This is a genomic window from Paenibacillus sp. EKM301P, from assembly GCF_011800295.1.
Classification (GTDB): Bacteria; Bacillota; Bacilli; order Paenibacillales; family Paenibacillaceae; genus Paenibacillus; species Paenibacillus polymyxa.
The window spans coordinates 555,585-575,092 of the sequence record NZ_JAALFM010000002.1; the positions used below are offsets into that span (position 1 = coordinate 555,585).

Annotated in this window: 14 protein-coding genes; 1 reads left to right on the forward strand and 13 read right to left on the reverse strand. The window is 46.6% G+C overall.

The features are described 5' to 3' along the window. Positions 1-91: 91 nt before the first annotated feature. From HFD99_RS07865 to HFD99_RS07880, 4 genes are all read right to left on the reverse strand, one after another. On the reverse strand, positions 92-1,009 hold the full coding sequence (locus tag HFD99_RS07865; protein ID WP_045244130.1) for a PD-(D/E)XK nuclease family protein: 918 nt from the start codon (positions 1,007-1,009) through the stop codon (positions 92-94). A gap of 112 nt (positions 1,010-1,121) precedes the next feature. Then, positions 1,122-2,432 carry a galactokinase gene (locus tag HFD99_RS07870; RefSeq protein ID WP_045244131.1) on the reverse strand — a complete coding sequence of 437 codons (1,311 nt, stop codon included), beginning with the start codon at positions 2,430-2,432 and terminating at the stop codon, positions 1,122-1,124. Between the two features lie 243 nt (positions 2,433-2,675). After that, positions 2,676-4,199 carry a copper amine oxidase N-terminal domain-containing protein gene (locus tag HFD99_RS07875; RefSeq protein WP_017426363.1) on the reverse strand — a complete coding sequence of 508 codons (1,524 nt, stop codon included), beginning with the start codon at positions 4,197-4,199 and terminating at the stop codon, positions 2,676-2,678. A 101-nt stretch (positions 4,200-4,300) separates the two neighbouring features. Beyond that, positions 4,301-5,965, reverse strand: coding sequence for a PucR family transcriptional regulator (locus HFD99_RS07880; RefSeq protein ID WP_167440853.1), 1,665 nt, complete (start codon positions 5,963-5,965; stop codon positions 4,301-4,303). Between the two features lie 361 nt (positions 5,966-6,326). Between HFD99_RS07880 and ald the strand changes: the two genes are divergently transcribed. Further along, positions 6,327-7,457, forward strand: coding sequence for an alanine dehydrogenase (gene ald, locus HFD99_RS07885; RefSeq protein WP_031463018.1), 1,131 nt, complete (start codon positions 6,327-6,329; stop codon positions 7,455-7,457). A 93-nt stretch (positions 7,458-7,550) separates the two neighbouring features. Here the strand turns inward: ald and HFD99_RS07890 are convergent, their stop codons facing one another. From HFD99_RS07890 to HFD99_RS07930, 9 genes are all read right to left on the reverse strand, one after another. Beyond that, entirely contained in the window at positions 7,551-8,087 is a 537-nt protein-coding gene (locus HFD99_RS07890) for a mismatch-specific DNA-glycosylase (protein WP_017426360.1), read from the reverse strand. 15 nt (positions 8,088-8,102) lie between these two features. Then, positions 8,103-8,966 carry an aldo/keto reductase gene (locus HFD99_RS07895; RefSeq protein WP_017426359.1) on the reverse strand — a complete coding sequence of 288 codons (864 nt, stop codon included), beginning with the start codon at positions 8,964-8,966 and terminating at the stop codon, positions 8,103-8,105. 13 nt (positions 8,967-8,979) lie between these two features. Next, complete coding sequence (locus HFD99_RS07900) at positions 8,980-10,272, reverse strand: hypothetical protein (RefSeq protein WP_017426358.1); 1,293 nt, start codon at positions 10,270-10,272, stop codon at positions 8,980-8,982. A 145-nt stretch (positions 10,273-10,417) separates the two neighbouring features. Then, on the reverse strand, positions 10,418-11,872 hold the full coding sequence (locus tag HFD99_RS07905; RefSeq protein ID WP_017426357.1) for a PstS family phosphate ABC transporter substrate-binding protein: 1,455 nt from the start codon (positions 11,870-11,872) through the stop codon (positions 10,418-10,420). Positions 11,873-12,023: 151 nt separating this feature from the next. Then, on the reverse strand, positions 12,024-12,788 hold the full coding sequence (locus tag HFD99_RS07910) for a class I SAM-dependent methyltransferase (RefSeq protein WP_016821393.1): 765 nt from the start codon (positions 12,786-12,788) through the stop codon (positions 12,024-12,026). 214 nt (positions 12,789-13,002) lie between these two features. After that, a complete protein-coding gene (locus HFD99_RS07915) occupies positions 13,003-15,099 on the reverse strand; it encodes a DUF6449 domain-containing protein (RefSeq protein ID WP_017426356.1) in 2,097 nt (698 codons plus the stop codon). Continuing rightward, complete coding sequence (locus tag HFD99_RS07920; protein WP_016821395.1) at positions 15,074-15,976, reverse strand: ABC transporter ATP-binding protein; 903 nt, start codon at positions 15,974-15,976, stop codon at positions 15,074-15,076. Before HFD99_RS07920 ends, HFD99_RS07915 begins: the two co-directional genes overlap by 26 nt. Then, a complete protein-coding gene (locus tag HFD99_RS07925; RefSeq protein WP_016821396.1) occupies positions 15,969-16,358 on the reverse strand; it encodes a GntR family transcriptional regulator in 390 nt (129 codons plus the stop codon). Before HFD99_RS07925 ends, HFD99_RS07920 begins: the two co-directional genes overlap by 8 nt. A gap of 162 nt (positions 16,359-16,520) precedes the next feature. Then, positions 16,521-19,196, reverse strand: a complete 2,676-nt coding sequence (locus HFD99_RS07930; protein WP_016821397.1) for a PAS domain S-box protein — start codon at positions 19,194-19,196, stop codon at positions 16,521-16,523. Positions 19,197-19,508 lie beyond the last annotated feature (312 nt).

Below are 19,508 nucleotides of genomic sequence, written 5' to 3' on the forward strand. Positions count from 1 at the left end.
TATAGCCATTATGCAGGTGGATGGTGCTTCCCACCGCTATTGCTTGTGCAGCACCATTCCACCTACTCCGTTTTTATTTAATTTCTCGATTTCAGACCGCGCGGTACTTACACACCTCGCGAAAATTACAGCCGCCGCATACTCTGCGTGAAGGCATCGGGGTAAAGAAAGACTCGGGCTTGGGTCGATTATAGTAATCATCATCGAGGCAGGACTTCATTTCCTCGATGTAACGTCCTACATTGCCAACTACCTTGTCGATATCCTCTGGTGTGGGGCGATATACTTCATGCTCTCCTGTCATCAAATACTCTACCCGTACCTCAATTTTCTCCAAAGGAAGCTGATAATGCTCCTGCACATAGGAAGCATACAAAAATAACTGGTCGGAGAAGTTGCCTTCCTTACCTGTTTTCCAATCTACAATAACCATGTCTCCGTTGTCTCTACGATAGAGCAAATCCATTTTGACATATACTTTTGTCTCATGTAGGAGCATCGTATCCCATTTTTCCACCTCAACGATTCGGGCCTGGCCCTGTTGCAGCTCACGCCAAACTGCGGTACGATACAAATTGTGTACCACCGCGTGCTGTCGCTCCTTAATCCGGGCAATCCGTTCCGGAAGCACTTCATCATCGTAGTAAATTTCGGCCAGCATGACCCGATTTTTGGGATCTTGCAGCCATAGCTCACGGTGTAAGGATTCCTTGTAGCTGTCATTCAACATGCTCTTCATAGCGGTCTCCAGAAATGCTGTGCGCGGGACAGCCCCTTTTTCCATCCACCCACGTATGACCGATTCACACATTTGGTGCGTAATATTCCCGAATAAAACATATAAGTTGCTCAGTTGCTTAAGCCGATACAACGTAACTTGTTCTTCAGTGCCCTGTGCCGAATTCCAGCCATTATGCGATCCGTAATAATGATAATAGTATTTGCGTAAGCATTCGTCGAACGTTTGGGCCCTTGATTGTGAATAGGACCAGGACGGATATATTGCCATGACAGGCCCTCCTTCATTAGAACTTCCATCTCTCTATTATAACGCATGCCTAAGCTGTATCGGCCATAAAAAGAACAAAGACTTTAACCTATAGGTTAAAGTCTTTGACTGACTAGTTAGTACACTTGCTACGAGTCCGCTCAGCATTGATCAATTCGCTTACATTAACAGCACCATCCTCACGGACGTTGACAACGAGCACTGGAGTTCCCAGCATTCCGCTGATCCACTCCTTGTAATCCTCCACATGATCATTGGGAAGAATCGTCAAGATCACACCAGCAAAGCCGCCACCATGTACCCTGCATGCGCTATCACCAATTGATTTTAAATACATTTCTGTTAAAGCCAGTGCAACCGATACATCTTGTTCCCGATCAATCCCACTTCTATAAACGTTCTGCAGCCATTTCCAGGAAGAGTTTCCAGATTCGGTGACCAGCCTTAAGAAATCAGAAAAGCGCCCTTCCTCCAGCGATTTCACCTGCTCATCCACACGCTTATTTTCTTCAAAAAAATGCAAAGCACGAAGTACTGCCCGATCCCCAGCTTTTTCCCTAACCATCTTGAGATTGGCATACAGATTCTCAGGCGATAAGTCACGGCAAACAGAAGCGCCCAAAGACTGAGCCACAGCACGCATTTCGTTCGGCACCGCTGCGTAGTCATCCGTTAAATCAGCATGATTTCCACCTGTATTTACAATAACCAGGGAGTACCCGTTTTGTTCAAAATTCCAATGGACTGGATTAATGATCGGTTCCTTGGGATTTTCAAAATCAATGGAAATCAAGCCGCCATAGGCGCAAGCCATCTGATCGAGCAGCCCCGAAGGCTTGTTCCAGTAGACATTCTCCGCATACTGACCAATTTTGGATTTAGCAACAGTATCTAATGCTCCCTCGTTATAAAAATGATTTAATATTGTGCATATCAACATTTCAAACGAAGCGGAAGAGCTTAATCCTGAAGCAGAGAATACATTACTCGATATATAAGCCTGAAATCCTCCGATGCGATACCCGAATTCAAGTAAACCAGCTGCAATGCCACGGATCAGCAGCATCGTACCATCATCCTCCGGTTTTGGTACCAAGTCGTTTAAATCAATGACGTATTTCGTTTGGTAGCCTTCAGAAAAGAAGGTAATAACAGGTTCTTCCACTCTAGCTGCTACAGCGATCGTATCAAGTGTAATACTGCCTGCCAGCACCTTCCCGTGGTTGTGGTCTGTATGATTCCCTCCAATTTCGCATCGCCCTGGAGCACTAAATAATTCAATATCCCCTACACCAAAATGCTCCTGATACGCCTGTATAAGTGATTGATATCTAGAGGTTTGCTCGGAAACTTGTTGTTGACCGTACATTCGAGCAAGCACCATCTGTCCCTCGCTGGAATTCAATAGCTCCATATCTTTCATCGTATATCCCCCTACTTGTATGTGTTTTCCACTCAGAATGATGCTTTAATTATCTCAATTTTTCCTGTGTAAAAGTATGGCACAATTTTAATCTGTAAGCGCTTATTTTAATCGCTTTTATGAGCATTTTACCAATATAACTAAAAAAGAACCAGCCCCTAATCCGGACTGGTTCCTGTATTTATACCTGATTCATTCCATGTAATAACCGTTAAGAAGAAGAAGGTGTACTTTGATTTCTTTTTAATCGCGTTTCAGTACATATTCTCCAGCATTGTTACGAGTTACAGTAGCGCCAAGTACCTCTGCAACAGATTTGAAAGGAACATACAATGTGCCATATTCATCCGTGTATGGAGCTTGTGGCAACGTCAATGTGCTTCCTTCCAGTACAGCCTGCTTGGAGCCGCTTTTCAGCTTAATCGTTTTACCAGTAATATCATCAATTACAGTTGTTTGTTTTGCAGCTGCATCCCATTTTAGTTCTGAGCTCAATTCACCTGTCAGTTCACGCAGTGGGATGAAGGCCGTACCTCCACGATTCTCCAAAACGTAGTAATCGTCTTTAGGATCGAAAATTGTTTCTACTTTTGTAATTTCCAAATCATTTTTTAAAATATTGTAGATCGGAGAATTTGCTTCAAAATTGCGCAGCGTCGCTCCTGGAGTTAATTCAGCTTGTGTATTCAAGTCAATAACGCCGTTAGAAAGATCTACTTTATCGGCCGTTACACTACCATTGACGTTCCAGGCTTGAGTCTCGGTCAGAATGGTAAAGGACTTCACCGGAAGATCGTCCACATCTGGCAACGCGACTGTCAAGTCTGTCAGCGCTTTGCGAACATTTCCTTTTTCATCAAAATACATGTCGTTTTTCAGCACCGTGTTGGCACTCAGGACTGTTTTGATTTCAGGTGCCTGTGCATACATAGTGCTGACTCCTACATCATACTGTGCCACAGCCAGGTCCAAATACTTTTTAACCTCAGTGTAAGCCTCGTTGACCAGCTTTTCTTTGTTTTCATTTAGTTCTGTTGTTACTTTATCACTACCCTCAATAGCTACGCCGGAAGCGATGGTTTTAGTCACATCAATAGCTTGGCCGATCAATTCTTTTAAGCCAGCTTCATCCTTGGCCAGATTTGTCAGGAACGGTTTTACCAATGCAACCAGTTCATCACCGCGCAGTTCTGTATGGAGACGGGTCAGTTTCACCTTGTCTTTTTCACCGTATACTTCTTCGGTTACAGATGTTGCAGAAATGGTCGAAGGGTTAGGAGCATGCTTAAGCATAAGTGCAGCGGCTGTTTTGGTCAGATCTCTCACGTCTTTGGAATATGCATAAGGATCAAACCCAGCAGGCAGACCGCTCAAACGCTCTTGCGAGTTCAGAGATATGTAATAAGGCTTTTTGGCACCTTCCAGGTGAATAGCCATACCTTGGCGATCCAAAGCAAGCTCAAATGGCAAATTATACTTATCAATGTGTAAAGTACCCTTGGCGGAAGCAACTTCCTCCGATTGTACCTTAGCTTCATCTACAGTCACCGAAATCGAATTAATCAAATCTACGATTTGTTGATCTCCTTGCGTGATTCCTTCTTTTGGAGTTAATTTAAGAGAAATTTTCTCCGTTGTCTGCTGGGATTTCACATCAAGTGTTCCCAATAAATTTTTACTTACATCAAATCCGCCTACTGCCTGGCAACCTGTCAAAGCTACCATTAACAGAATAAGAGGGACGGCAATCCATTTTTTTATATTCATATTAATCCCCTTTCAAGATATTTCCGTTATCTCTTCTATTATCTCAGTGTTAACACGCATTGTAAATGAGTAGAATAGAAAATAGAACTAGTTATTTAGGATCAATTTTCAGCCTGAAGCATCCGGTAAGCCAGGAGTGCCATCTCCAGACAGCGACGTTTGTCAGGGTCTGCCAAATTTCCCTCTACGATTTCATTAATTTTATCCAGTCGATTATAAAGAGTCTGCCTATGAATATACAAAACTCCGGCGGTATCACGCTTGGAGCCATGACATTGAAAGTAGGCATCCAGCGTATCCAGAAGCTGCATATGATGCTCACGATCATGCGCAATCAGCTCGCCCAAATGGTCCTTTACAAATTCTTGTAGAAAAGGAATGCGAGGCACTGCTTTCAACAATTGATAGATTCCGATGCTGTCGTAAAATAGCTGATCCTGCATGACCGGGACGCTTCGCGCGACTTCAATGACCTGATATGCCTCTTCAAAACTGCGGTCCGTCCCGGTCATGCGGTGCCTTACCTTACCAAAGCCTGCATGAATGCGCACTTTATCAAGCTGTCCTGCGGCATAGTTCTGAATATATTGGACCGTATGGGCCAGCACTTTTTTCATCTGCGCTTCGGAACGCAGCGTTAATTCCTCCTTGGCACAAAGGATGTAGCATTGACTTCCTTTCATCATCAACAGATTGTGCAACGCTTCTTTTTTCAACAGAGAACGAAGCAGCACTAATACATCCTGATTGATGGATTCCTTGCGCACCTGACTTGCGTCCTTGTCCTGATGCTCTACCTCGATGACTCCTGCCCAAAATAAATACCGACCCTTCGTTAACAATCGCAGTCCCATCCGGGTCTGGGCCTGTTCTTCATTGGGAAGCTGGCCGTTCAATACATCCTGAATCAGTTCATTTTGATTACGTAGCAATCGGTCTTCAAGAAACTGTGTTCTCAGTACCAATGTAGCGGCCGCCTTGGCTGTGTAATCAATGAGCAGCGACATTTCTTCCGTCGGCATTTCATTATGCAGTACCACACCTACAGCGGAAAACACCTGACCGAAGCATACAACAGGCTGAAACAAGACGGCAGTGGATTCATTTAGGTGAAACAGCAGGTGCCCTTCACGATCGGCAGTCATACTGGATTCCACTTCATTGGCATAAAAATCCGCAATATGGTCTGCCACATCCGGCTGGACGGAAGGCACGAATCGATTGGTATCAATGGAGGACATGTAGATGACCTGCCGGGCAGCGTAGTCATGGAGCACACGCAAGAGGGCATTCATATCGGTGCTGCGTAGGGTTTCCTGCTGAAGCTGACGTGAAAATCGCTCCAGATCTTTTAATAGTTCATGATGTCGGTTAATAAGTAGGGAGTGAATATCTTGTGTAATTTCAACAAAACGCACCGGCTGCTCAAATATGATGACCGGGAAGTGATGCCGTTCCGCCAGCTCCAGTATTTCAGAGGGGATCTCATGGATGCTCGTGCCCAGCTCCACACACAATCCTGCGGCTTCCGAGCGGATCAGCTGCTCCATATACTCGGCGCGCTCTTCCCCCTTCCGGATTAACCACAGGCCGGTCGTCAAAATCAGGTCATGACGGCTCACAAAGGGGGATACATTGGTGATTTCTAGCACATGAACCCAACCCACACGGCGATTTACGCCCTGTTCCCCCGCTGCCAGCTTCGCCCGCCGGAAAACAGGACGTTCCAGCACATCCGCAATGGTAAATGTTTTTTTACCTTTCATCGGCATTCTCCCTATGTGTATGTCTTTATGTCATTTTATATGACATATATTCATCAAAAAGTCGAGCCTTTAAGTCAGATAATCCGACAAAATGTATGATGCGAAGGAGTCGCACCCCTTGTAAACTGTACCTAATCTAACATGAATTGCATTTATCGGCTTGAGTCCATGTAACTAATCAGCAGGCTGCTTACAAATGATAGTGCAATTTTCTAAGCTCGTTTGGTCGCATCCAACAGTAAACCATAGCAGGGGGAGCTGCCCTAAAACACGTTCAACAAACATTGATTCTGCAGCGTAGCTGCCCTAAAAACAATTATTTGCCGTTGGATAACAATTATTTTTAGGAGAGGTGAAACGAATGAAAATTGGGATTCCAAAAGAGATTAAAAACAATGAAAATCGTGTCGCTCTGACACCTGCGGGTGCTGCTCAAATGATTCAACACGGACATCAAGTGTTTGTAGAAAGCCATGCAGGGGTTGAAAGTGGCTATACAGACGGAGATTATGCCACTGCGGGTGCGATCCTTGTTCAGCAAGCGGCAGATGTGTGGTCCCAGGCGGATATGATTATCAAAGTAAAAGAGCCGCTCCCCTCTGAATACAGGTATTTTCGACCAGGTTTGATTTTGTTCACCTATCTGCATCTGGCTGCCGAGCCCGCACTGGCCCGGGCTTTAACAGACAACGGCGTGGCCGCCATTTCCTATGAAACGCTAAATGTGGAAGGAAGCCTACCGTTGCTTACCCCCATGAGCGAGGTTGCAGGCCGAATGGCTGTACAAATCGGAGCACAGCTGTTGGAAAAACCAAAAGGCGGTAAAGGCATCCTACTGGCAGGTGTGCCAGGGGTCAAACGCGGTAAAGTAACTATTATTGGCGGAGGGGTGGTCGGCACCAATGCTGCCAAGGTCGCTATCGGTCTCGGCGCAGATGTTACATTGATCGATCTAAGCCTGCAAAGATTGCGCCAACTGGACGATATTTTTGGCAATCAGCTCCATACATTGGTGTCCACCCCTTCCAACATTGCTGAAGCCGTGGCGCAAAGTGATTTGCTGATCGGTGCTGTCCTGATCACTGGTGCCAAAGCCCCGCGGCTCGTAACAGAGGCCATGGTGCAGACAATGCAACCCGGTTCAGTGATCGTCGATGTCGCCATTGACCAAGGTGGCATTGTTGAGACGATTGACCACATCACGACACATGATCAGCCAACCTATGTAAAGCATGGCGTCATTCACTATGCAGTAGCGAACATGCCTGGCGCAGTACCACAAACCTCCACGCTCGCTCTGACGAACGCGACGCTCCCCTTTGCTCTCCAACTTGCGGATCTCGGTGTGCTAGAGGCACTTCGCAGAAGCAAGCCGCTGCTTAGCGGTACCAATGTCCTGAACGGACATATCACCTACGAAGCAGTCGCCCGTGATCTGGGGTATCCTTATGTTCCTGTGGAACAGGCATGGCAGACCAAAACCCTACAATAGAAAAGAAGCAGCACAAAGAACCATACACTTTTCCCAGTAAGGATTAAAGTGTATGGTTCTTTGTATGCTGCATCTACCAAACGTAGCCGCATTTTAGACGGCTTCTGACGAAAGGAACGTTTGGAGACGGCGATAAATATCCGTGATTTCTTCCAGCGACATGCGCACCAGTCCACTAGACGAAGGTGCCACAAATTCATGCATTTCGGGGATTAGCGGTTCAGGCTGAAATCCCCAATCCGCTTTGGATTTTTTACTATATTCGGTGTACACGCCTTTGCCGACAAAGCAAGCGACCTTCGGGCGGTATTCCATTAGCTTCGCATGCAGCTTCAGACGTCCTTCGGCGTATTCCTCACGGGTAATGTCCTCCACTCCTCTGGTAGGACGGGAGACAATGTTGGTAAAACCGAAACCCAGCTTTAGCAGCTCCCGATCTTCCGATGGATCGTATAAGCGAAGGGTCAAGCCAGCCCCCTCCAGTATGCGCCAAAAGCGGTTGCGCGGATTAGCGTAATGATGTCCTACCTCGCCGGATTTCAGACTGGGATTAAAGCCGATAAATACAACGGATAATCCATAGTCGAGATGATCATCTACCTCGTGTAGTTCTGTCTCTGGTTCTGTCATCGGGCCCCTCCTTCCTCAAACCATATCCAGCGGCTGCTTCCTCGTTGGCGGAGGAAAAGCCTCGTCTATTTGTTGAAGTTGTTCAGGGGTGAGCCGAATGCTTGCTGCCGCTGCATTTTCTCGTACATGCGATTCTTGTACCGCCTTGGGGATTGCCCACACATCACCGTCCCGTATAACCCATGCGAGTGCGATTTGCGATGGAGTTACTCCGTGGCTGGCAGCAATGTCTACCATAACGGGATGCTCCAGTAGTCCTCGTCGCAGGCGTCCACCTTGGGCAATCGGGCAATAGGCCATTACAGGCACCCCATGCGTACGGCTCCAAGGAAGCAGATCATATTCGATACCTCGCGAAGCCGCGTGATACAGCACTTGGTTGACAGCACAGGCTTTGCCATTACTCAGGCTCCAAAGCTCCTCCATATCGGATTTGTCGAGATTGGACACGCCCCAGTTGCGGATTTTGCCTTGCTCACGCAGTTTTTCCATACCTTGTATTGTCTCTTCTAGTGGAATATTCCCGCGCCAATGCAGCAGATACATGTCCACGTGTTCGGTTCCCATTCGGGTTAGGCTTGCTTCGCAGGCTTGAGCCAATCCTTGACGGTCCGCATGATGAGGGTAGGCTTTGCTGACAAGATACACATCGTCCCGGCGGCCTCGAATGGCCTCCCCGACGATCTCTTCTGCGCCGCCCTCCGCATACATTTCAGCCGTGTCTACTAGCGTCATCCCCAGCTCGAAGCCAAGTTGAAGCGCACGCACCTCCTCCTGCCGAAGCGAGGCTTTTTCGCCCATATACCACGTGCCCTGCCCGATGAGTGGTACTTCACGACCGTCCGCCCATGTAATCGCACTTCTCTTATGTTGACTCAACTACATTCCCTCCTTAGGAGCCTGGTGTCACAGGCTTGTCAAATACATGACTCTGCGTCCAGTGCTGACCACCATCCGAGGTGGTATATAGGATCGGGGCCTGCTCTGAATCCGAGAAAATAGCCCAGCCTTCCTTGGCATTGGCCATCCCGATTTGCTGACCGCCATAACCATCAAAGCCTTGTTTGCCATTGTTCCACGTCTTGCCTCCGTCATTGGTCCAACCAATCGTATTAGGCTTGTCACACGGTGCACAGTAGCCACCCATCAAAGCGGTACTGATGTTAACCGCATAGAGCATGCCTGGTGCTGTCCCTTCATTTTTGGCAACCTGATTGTCTTGCTGGCTAACACCTGGTGCAGGACCGCCGCCGGCAGTAGAATTCGCCAGTACAGTACGCCAGCTTTGTCCGCTATCAGCCGTATGCCAAAGCGAATACGACGTCTGATTCATCCCCGTATCTCCAACCAGCTCAATCCATGCGTTGCCCCGTCCTACCGATCGAATAGTTACTCCGTTCAGAGGCCCCTCGGTTGTCCGCGACATGACAGGAGTCCAATCTTGACCACCGTTAACGGTGTGCAAAATCTGGATCGAGCGATCTGTTTTCTGGGTTACTGCCCAGCCGTTTTGCCGATCATGAAAATATGGCTGTCCTACCATGTGGCTAGGCACAAGGAGCGAAGACCAGCTTTGTCCACCATCCTTGGTATATTGGTTGCCACTAAATCCTTCCTTGGATGATACAAAGTGTAAAAAGTCCGCTTGTCCTTGCTCAGGTACAGTCCCGACAGCTTCCCAATGCTTGCCGCCATCGTGAGTTGCCAGCAGTGAACCACTATCTTCCATAACAGCCCAGGCCTGCTCTCCATTCAAGGCAAAAATCTGTTGAACCGTACCTTTGCCTTGATACTGCACATTCCAAGCTGAACCGACTGAACCGGATGGAGCCGCGTCTGTTCGGGCAATCCATCCATTACCGCCGATCCAGCCAGATTGGCCGTCGATTAATCGAAGCGCGGTAATATTGTCCATGCGGACGTTCGCTATACTAGCATCTGTCTTCGTTTGCCCTCCTGTCTCCACTGCTCTGTCAGTGCTGGACGGGGATGTGCTGCTTTTGCCGTCAGAAGCAGTCTGCTGTTCCGGTGTATCTACAGTGGCTCCCGAATCATTGACTTGTGTCGATGCAGAATCCTTTGGTTTATTCTGAGCCGTTTGTCCTGTTTGTGATCCTGTTTCACAACCTGCTGCTACTATGGCTACGGCGAGTAAAAGCACCCAAACCGATGTTTTTTTCTTCATTTTTGTTCATCCCCTTAAGTTGTTGATATACTTGCTGCGCGGGTATTGTATTCACAGCAAAGCATATTCTATGTATTACCCTGCTGTATTGGTTTCACTCTTGCGGTGAATATACGATACTGACTGTATTCGAATCGTTATAGGATTACGAGTTTACAGGAACAAAGCCGCCTTTTTCAATGGCCTGAGTTCCTGCTTCGCTTTGCAGCCATTCGAGTAATCGTTGCATCGAAGCACGTGGCTTTTCGCCTTCGCGTGTAACTACAAACAGTTGGGCTGTGAATGGATATTGTTTCGAACGAATGTGTTCTTTGTCGGGCTCCACTCCATTAATAGATAAAAATTTGACCTCTTGACGATTATGCATCACATTTGCGAAATAATAAAATGAATAACCGAGCGCGTTGTGATCCTTGTCAAAATCAGCAATTGCATTAATCATCTCACCCATTATACCAATTCGGAGTTCCCGAGGCGGTTCAGCCATGTCCTGACCTTTCATCACTTTCTTCTGCATATATGTTTGGCTTCCTGAGTTTTCCTCCCGCTGATAAGCAACGATCGGCTGATTCTTGCCCCCTACTTCACGCCAGTTACGAATAGATCCTTCATATATGCTGCGCACCTGCTCCGAAGAAAGTCCGTTAACCGGATTGCCTTTATGAACGAGAAAAATAAACGCATCCCACCCGATAGGTGTAAGCTTCATTTGAATTCCCCGACTTTTCGCCAGGCGCAATTCCTCATCGGATGGACCCGCCACCAGTATCAGATCCGCCTTCTTTTCAATCAGATTGACATAAGCCTGATGTGTTGTGTTGAATCTCAGTTCGTGAGCCGCACGAACCTTGTTCATTCCGGTCAATTCATGCAGCATATCCTGTGCGAATGGAATGGCCGCTGTAGCGCCATCTACTACCGGAAAATCCCTCTCCGCAATGTACGGACGCTGAGGAAGCATGAGCGTAATCGTCAGCACAATGATGAGCGCAGCAGATATTGCAGCTACAACCCATTGCCATCTATGGTCCACCTTTCCGTGCTGGTCGGTCACCGCTGGATAGCGATCTACCCCAACACCGACTACCATGCCAGCTATGGGCAGCAGTGCGGTCAGCAGAAACCAGATTCCACCGAGCTGTGTATATGACCCCAATACTTCCAGTATAGGTTCCGCCCAAGCGTGATAGAGTGAAAAAAGCTCCCACGCTCCTCCAGATACTTCGGCAAGTTGGCCGCCAGATCCTCGTAGTCCTATAATCCACAACCACAGCCCGCATAATAAGGATGCTAGCCCAGTCAGCATCAGCAGAAGCTTATGCATATTGGACATATGCGCACTCAAAGCACCATAAGCTGCAAAAATGAGACCGACCAGCCATACATATAGCAGCAATATTACAACCACGGTTATATCCGTCACACCTTCATGCCTCAGCAAATACTGCACTTGAGGTGCTACAACCATACTCCAAATAATATTAAACATGACTGAAAACAATCCAAACATAAACGTACCGACCAGCCATGGCCAAAACCATGCTATCCGCACAGAATTGCCCTCTTTCGGCTTGCTTATAACTTCCTTTGGTTCAGACATGTACATCCCCCTATATCTTATAAATGAAATGAGTCTGTAAGCTATTGCTTCTTCATTGTACAATTATGGTAAAGATTAGTATACGAAAGGGTAGTAAAAATGACAAAAAGGCCTCCCCTACAGGATAGGCCTCTTTGGTATCGAATCTTCTCTATATCGCTCTGGCATGGATTAAAAAACGATGCTGCTTCACGTCCCAATAACCATCACGTTTAATATCCAAATACAGACTATACAGCTGTTCTATATATTTCTCTGGCTGGAAGTCTGCAATCTGCCATTCAATAACTTTTAAGTAATAGACAATCGCTCCAATATCGTAAAAGCGCTGGATCGGAAACTGTTCCCGCTGCTCTACGATTTCAAAACCATTACTTTTCAAACCTGCAATTGCTTGAGGAAGAGTCCAGTCCGCATACACGTAATCAGGTGCTCCCAAGCGGGCGTTAAGGCCTGCACAATCCAAGCCTCCTGCCTGTTGAGTCAAAAACGTACCTCCTGAACGCAAAATACGGTGCACTTCCGCTGGCGAAAATGACTCATGCTTGTTCAGCACAAGGTCGAACCCAGCATCGTCAAACGGAAGGGAATCGTCATCATGAATAGCCATCACGCGCACACCCAGCGGCTCCAATCTTTGCTTGGCGATAGGTACGTTCGGTGCATATGCCTCTGTCGCACATATGATCTCTGGAAAAGGGCGCAACTGCGACAAGAACTCTCCCCCGCCTGTTCCCATATCCAGCATCGCCTTCGAGGCATGCATCAACGCCAAAGCCTTGCTGGCATAAGACCAGTCCAAAGGCTCGCTCGCCACTCGTCCCGTGTCCGAAATGAATGAAAAATCCCATCCGGAAAATGACTGTTTATGATGATCCAACAACTGTAGAAATTCACGATCTTCTGTATATTTCATATTTTTTTGCTCCTCCACTATTGGACTGTACAATATTGAACTCTTCTCTCTGTATGTTCTACGTTGTATCACTCTGGTCTCTATTTATGTCCGTTCTAATGTGGAGGAGCTCTTGCCCGTCGATGAGGTTGTTATATGTCGTGTCCGAACCATCCCATGTTCATCTACCTCCGTCCATATTCCCTCTAAACCAGATACTGTCCCTCGTAGGAGCTTAAGGAACTGCCGGTAATGCCTTGGCAAGCTCCGGTGTCATATCGTTCGGAGTAAAATAGTAATAGCGTGTATGGGGATCTGAACTAAATAAAGGTTTGATCTTGACTTGAACCAAGTAAGTGCCTTTCGCCATATCTGGAGTATAGCTATTAGATCTACGCTTTTCCAGTACAGTGCTCCACAGCTTCGGATCTTCAATCGTTATTGCTTTGTGCTTTTGTTGAATGCTTCTAAATATTTTATAGTCTTCAATATATTGATTGGGTTGATAAGGCTCCATTTCCTGAGAAATAATAGGAACAGCCCGTATCGAAAAAATATCCTTGGAATCAATGATGACCTTATCCGCATACCCTTTTTGCTCTAGCCAATCTGTAAGCTTGTGATATGAAGCCGGCCAATTAAATGAAATTTCACGATGCCAGCTCGGTTCGTTATTGGTAGAGGATGACTCTTTATTTGTAATAGAAACATTCCCCAGAGGGTATCGATGTGATTGCATTTCGCTATAACTCATATTTAATACTTCTTCTCTGAGTACAGCTTCAAATTCACGAGTTTCTTTGGGATTGGTTAAAACCACTCGTCTTTCATTATCATCTACGGATTCGATATTGATCGTCTCTGCTTTTCCTTGCAGCTTATCCAGCTTGTATCTCACCGTTTTATAAGGCTCTGCTTCCATCACTTTAGTCAGTTCTGTCCGGAAAGGCTTCTCCGGGAATGTATAGCGGCGAGTCATGGTGGAACCATCATCCAAACGGTAGACTATGAATGCCGATTCGACGGCCAGGTTTTTGGACAACATTTTCTCGCCAGCTGCATGTGCACGTACGAGTTCTCGATGTAAATTCAGTACAGAGGCGATATAGGCCCTATCTTGGGAGTAATAAGCTTCTTTTTCTGCATCTCCCCCTAGAGGCTCCTCTTGCCCGACATAAACTTTTTCTACGGAGTGTGCTGTTGGAATCCGTCCCTCATAACCCAACCAACCTGAAATCGGGATATACAGTACCAGCCCCATGATCACACCGTAAACGACCATTTCCACCAAAGCACGAACACGCACAATTTGCCACGTCTTGCGGACGACCATTTCTACAACGATATAGCCTAAAATAGCTCCAAGTGCATACCCGAAAATCGACCAATTAGCTCCTCTTGTACCTGCATTATAAAAATAATCGCCTAGTACAAGCATGGCGCATAGTATAACCCCTGCCTTGAACAAAGGTTGAAAGAAAGAAAACGCTATAGCCTGAGTCGCCTTTTCGACCAAGCGTTTACGATACAAACCATAACTCAAGGCGACAAACAGCACAGAGATACCTAGATAGGCGAGTAGCTCCATGTAAGAAAAGGCGCGCTGTGGCAAGTTGTCCATAATGCGTACAAACGGCGATAAGTTTTCCCAAACATTATTATTGCTGCGAAACTCCGAGCCGTTAATATATTGAACAACGGTTTCTCGCACCCGCACATATCCGTATAAATTACGTTCCAGAAAACGCCCTATCATCATGAATAGAAACTGAGGCAATAGCAGCAAAACATACACTACTACGGTCTGTAGCAACGATTGTCCCACACAAATCCCTACAAACACAGTAAAAGTAAACAAGAAAATCGTAAGGACGGACACAACCAAAGCCCACGATCCAACGTCATTAATTTGAAAAATATAAGGCAGTTCGACTGACGTGTTAACCCAAGCAGTTACTCCCGCAGTCAGCCATACAGGTACAAGTAAAAGAACAAGACCGCTAATTAAATGTGACGTTAATAGATGCTCTCTACGCAAAGGTAGGCTATGATACAAATCGGATGGCCCCTGTCGCTGAACAAAACGAAGCAGCATCACACCTGCCAGCACGGGTACGGTCATTAAAATTAATTTTTGCAATTCATTACCCGAGTTTGTGCTATCGAACAAGCTTTTTAAAACCACTCGCGGTTGTTCATCACCAGTGCTCATAAACAATGGCAGCGGTACTGTAAACAGCAATCCTGCCAAGTACAATAGACCGATCCAGCCATGCTGTCTCAGGCATTGGCGAATTACGCCGCCGCTACAGAAGAATCGGTTGGATGTCATAACCTGCGTCCTCCATTTCATAAATGAAAATTTCTTCAAGCGTCAACGGCAGCAAATCGAACACATGCGGCTCATACGCTTCAATCGTTTCTGCAATCCGCTCTCGCTCACCCCGGATGATAAGCAGCAGAACACTGCCCCTCCGCTCCTTATGTACAACCGAAAGTTGGCCACAGACAGCTTCCTCATGCATGCTGTCCCGAAAGGCAACCTGCACCTTATGCGTATCGGATTTAAGGTCATCCACCTCTTTTTCCAACAGCATCCGACCTTGGTGCATAATGCCGACATGATCACACATGTCTTCAATCTCACGCAAATTATGAGATGAGATCACGACGGTCATCTCACGTGCTGCGGTTTCTTGGAACAAGAGATTTTTGATCATTCTACGCATCACGGGGTCCAGACCATCAATGGGTTCATCCAAAACCAGCAGCTCTGGCATGCAGCTCAAGGCAAGCAAAAAAGCGGCTTGGCGCTTCATCCCCTTGGAAAAACGGTGAAGTTTGCGCTTCGGGTCCAGCTTGAAAATCTCCGTAAGCTGTGTGTAGCGTTCTTCACTCCAACTTGGATAAATGGAGCGGTAAAACCGGGCCATCTGACGAATTGTCGCTTGCGGGAAAAAATAAGGGGTATCCGGCAAAAACAGAATGTGCTGCTTGGCTTCAGGCTGCTCATACACCGGCTGTCCACCGATTAGCACCTTACCAGTATCCGGCCGGTAAATCCCGGCAATGATTTTGAGCAAGGTCGTTTTCCCTGCCCCGTTCGAGCCCAGCAGTCCAAAAATGGAGCCCTTCTTTACCGTCAGGGCGAGCTGATCGACAGCCTTTTCTTCCGTAAATGTCTTTGTGACTTCCCTTAATTCAATCAAGGGACATCCCCCTTTCCTTTGTTTGCATAGCTTCCACGTATATGTCGTCCACTTCCTGCTGTGTAAAACCGAAATGGACAGCTTCGATCATCAGTTTTAACAATGCCGCCCGAATCTCATCCCGCTTTATTTGTTGCGGCTGCTGCTGGGTAGGCGTGACAAAGCTGCCTTTGCCCTGAACGGAATAAATATATCCTTCGCGTTCCAGCTCGCGATACGCTTTCTGAATCGTATTCGGATTCACCGTAAGTTGAGCGGACAATGCCCGTACAGAAGGCAATTGCTCATCCGGCTGAAGCGATCCGTACACGATCATTTCCTTAACCTTCTCCATAAGCTGTTCGTAGATCGGCTTACGGCTGCGGATATCCAGCTCGAACATGGACTTCCTCCTTTCAACACTGGCTCAAATTCATGTATACATGTTCAACTGTTCTAACTGTACTATCATTAATAGTACAGTTAGAACAGTTTGTCAATCTTTTCTTTGGACATTTCTTACAAAAAATAGCCGCGATGCAGAATGCATCACGGCTATTTCTTTTTAGCCTTCCTTTGAATCATAAGGCTGATCACGGCTTATATTCGCAAGTGTGTGCCCTTCCGGCAGTTTTAGATCCAGTTGGAACCGGAATGTTGCTCCTCTGGCCTCGTCACTATCTACACCAATGGAACCCCCCATTAGCTTGACCAGGTTTTTGCAGATGGACAAGCCAAGACCTGTCCCTCCATATTTCCGGTTCAGTGCCGGATGAAGCTGGGAAAAAGGCTGAAACAACAAATGCTGACGGTCTGCCGGGATGCCGATTCCAGTATCCGTTACACTAAACTCAATCAGGCATTTCTTTTTACGGCGGCTGTAAGCCTTTCTCTCCACAAAAATATTTACACGCCCTCGCTCCGTAAATTTGATCGCATTGCTCACCAAGTTCACCAATATCTGTCGGATACGCACATGATCACCGACTAGCATCCCTGGCATTTCCTGATCTATATGCCATTCTAGCTGGATTCCTTTTTCCATAGCCTGCGTCATAAATAGGTCAGCTACACTGCCAACCACATCCTCCAGCACAAAAGACTCATGCAGCAACGACATTTTGCCAGCTTCGATTTTGCTCAAATCCAGTATCTCATTCAATATCTGCATCAAAGCGTTGCTACTGCTGGTAATAATATCGATATAGCTACGCTGCTCCTCATCTAATTCCGTGTCTGCCAGTAATCCTGCCATGCCTATAATGCCGTTCATCGGTGTACGAAGCTCATGACTCATCACAGACAGGAATTCTGACTTGGCTCGATCGGCGCGTTCGGCAGACTCCTTGGCCCGAATAATCTCCTTTTCATTCGTCCTGTCTACAAAAACCATCACCGCTCCTTTTCGTTCGCCGTTATCCATCAAAGGGCTGATTCGATAGGAGGCCAGAAAACTGGACCCGTCTTTTTTCCAAAATACAGCTTCCTCTGCCTGATAAGAAGCGCCGCTGCGAATCGCTTGGAGAATAGAAGCCTGCTCGTCCGGAAAATGGCTGCCTATTTCGTCAGCATGGCGAATGACGTCTATACATGAACCGTTCAGCGGGTTGGCTGATCCTATGCCGAACATCTCAACAGCTGCCGGGTTCATAAAGCGGACATGTCCTTCGGTATTCAAACCCACAATTCCTTCGGATACTGCATTCAAAATAAGCGAATGTTCGTTACTGAGCTTTTCAATCTGAGCAATGTAGTTTTTAAGAGGGGTAACATTCTCTATAATCCCGTAACAGCCTACAATTTCTTCTTGCACGAAAATCGGGATATTCGTCATCTTGATGAATAGACGCTCCCCCTCCTTATGTATGAATTCCGATTCATAGGTTTGTGTCTCCCCCTGTTTGGCCATTTCGATATGTCGTTTGATTTTGTCCTGTTCCTCAGAGGAAGCCATGACAAGTATTTCAGCTCCAAGAAGCTCATCCCTCGTATAACCCGTAAGCTTCTCCAAACTCGGATTCACGCTCAAAATATGACCTTCCATATTCATGGCGCATATCCCGAGTGGATTATGCTGAAATAGTGACTTATAACGGTTTTCACTTTCACGAAGACGTTGCTCGATTTCCCGGTGCTCTGTAACATCCTGTATCATCCCGACTACTTGAACAGGCTTGCCTGCATGCTCGTCCATCTCAGCTTCCCAGATCGAGCGCAGTACCTTCTGTTCCCCATTGGGCAATACAATCCGGTAAAAGGTTTCTTCGTGAATTCCCTTTAAGATCACGTTGTTGATAATTTGCTTCATCCGTTCAGTATCTTCGGGATGAACTGCCTTCATGAAAGCGTCAATACTTGTTTCAACCGGCTTGACACGATAGCCAAATATGCTGCGAAATTCCTTGGAAAAATGCATAACATTGTTGACCAGATCCCAGTCCCATGAGCCGAACATCGCCAACTGTTGAGCTTTTGCCAGGTTCTCCTCGCTCTTCTGGCGCTCTGTGATATTTCGTCCGATGGATAGAACTCGCTTGATCTTGCCCTGTTCATCCCGAATAATACGGTACGATACTTCCAGCCACAAATAATGCCCGTCCTTATGACGTACACGCCGCTTCATGATGCCTGTTTCCTTGAACATTCCATGTACACGCATGTAATCGGCATCTTCGATATGGTAAAATTGAAGCCGTTTTTTGCCGAGCATTTCCTGCTTCGTATAGCCAAGGAGTTTTTCCACCGAAGGAGAAATATATTGAAGTATGCCGTCTGCCGTGCTGTAAGAGATGACATCCGGCGTATTTTCGGTAATCAACATGTACAAATCCTCATTGTCCGAAAGCACCTGCTCCATGTCCTTTTTCTCCGTGACATCCATTGCATACGCAATCAAATAAGATTGTTCGGTAGCCTCATCATCAAATATGGTTAATTCCAGCGATAGCCAGACAGTTGTTCCCCGTTTATGCTTCAAACGCAGCTCTGTCTTGTAGACTTGATCCGTAGCCTTTAGCCAACCTGCATAGGCCTCCCTCAGCCCTTGCTGATCCTGAGCCTCATTATACAAGAGATGGTAATATCGGATATCCAGTAATTCCTCCTGCTCATATCCGACCATTTTGCAAAAGGCGGGATTGACATAAAGACACTTCCCCTCCCTCGACAAAATCACGATTCCTGTCGGGGCATGATTATACATATGTTCCAGCAAAGGCAGTCGTTGAGCAGCAGAAAACAAATGAATCTCCTCCTCTATATGAAAGACATTAAAACATGTATGCACAAAAGATTGCCGATGCAGGTTCATCGGCAATCTCTAGATTATTTTTTTATACCACCCGGCTAAGAAAATGACGCAAAAATCGCTCAGCAGTGAGTTGCAATTGCCTTCTCTACCGAGATGTTGCTAAAAGTGGTTGTTGACCCCCACAGTAGATTAGTATTCTTTCTTCATTATACACAATTTGAATGCTTATTCCCTTGGTCATCGAATTCTTTATTTGAAGACGTTAAAAAAAGGCTACAGCAGTTGTGCCGCAGCCCTTTTTCA

Bases quoted from the DNA above. Each gene is read 5' to 3' on its own strand.
- HFD99_RS07925 (WP_016821396.1), bottom strand. From the start codon at position 16,358: ATGTTCGAGCTGGATATCCGCAGCCGTAAGCCGATCTACGAACAGCTT.
- HFD99_RS07890 (WP_017426360.1), bottom strand. From the start codon at position 8,087: ATGACAGAACCAGAGACAGAACTACACGAGGTAGATGATCATCTCGAC.
- HFD99_RS07900 (WP_017426358.1), bottom strand. From the start codon at position 10,272: ATGAAGAAAAAAACATCGGTTTGGGTGCTTTTACTCGCCGTAGCCATA.
- HFD99_RS07875 (WP_017426363.1), bottom strand. From the start codon at position 4,199: ATGAATATAAAAAAATGGATTGCCGTCCCTCTTATTCTGTTAATGGTA.
- HFD99_RS07910 (WP_016821393.1), bottom strand. From the start codon at position 12,788: ATGAAATATACAGAAGATCGTGAATTTCTACAGTTGTTGGATCATCAT.
- HFD99_RS07880 (WP_167440853.1), bottom strand. From the start codon at position 5,965: ATGAAAGGTAAAAAAACATTTACCATTGCGGATGTGCTGGAACGTCCT.
- HFD99_RS07870 (WP_045244131.1), bottom strand. From the start codon at position 2,432: ATGAAAGATATGGAGCTATTGAATTCCAGCGAGGGACAGATGGTGCTT.
- HFD99_RS07865 (WP_045244130.1), bottom strand. From the start codon at position 1,009: ATGGCAATATATCCGTCCTGGTCCTATTCACAATCAAGGGCCCAAACG.
- HFD99_RS07905 (WP_017426357.1), bottom strand. From the start codon at position 11,872: ATGTCTGAACCAAAGGAAGTTATAAGCAAGCCGAAAGAGGGCAATTCT.
- HFD99_RS07915 (WP_017426356.1), bottom strand. From the start codon at position 15,099: ATGACATCCAACCGATTCTTCTGTAGCGGCGGCGTAATTCGCCAATGC.
- ald (WP_031463018.1), top strand. From the start codon at position 6,327: ATGAAAATTGGGATTCCAAAAGAGATTAAAAACAATGAAAATCGTGTC.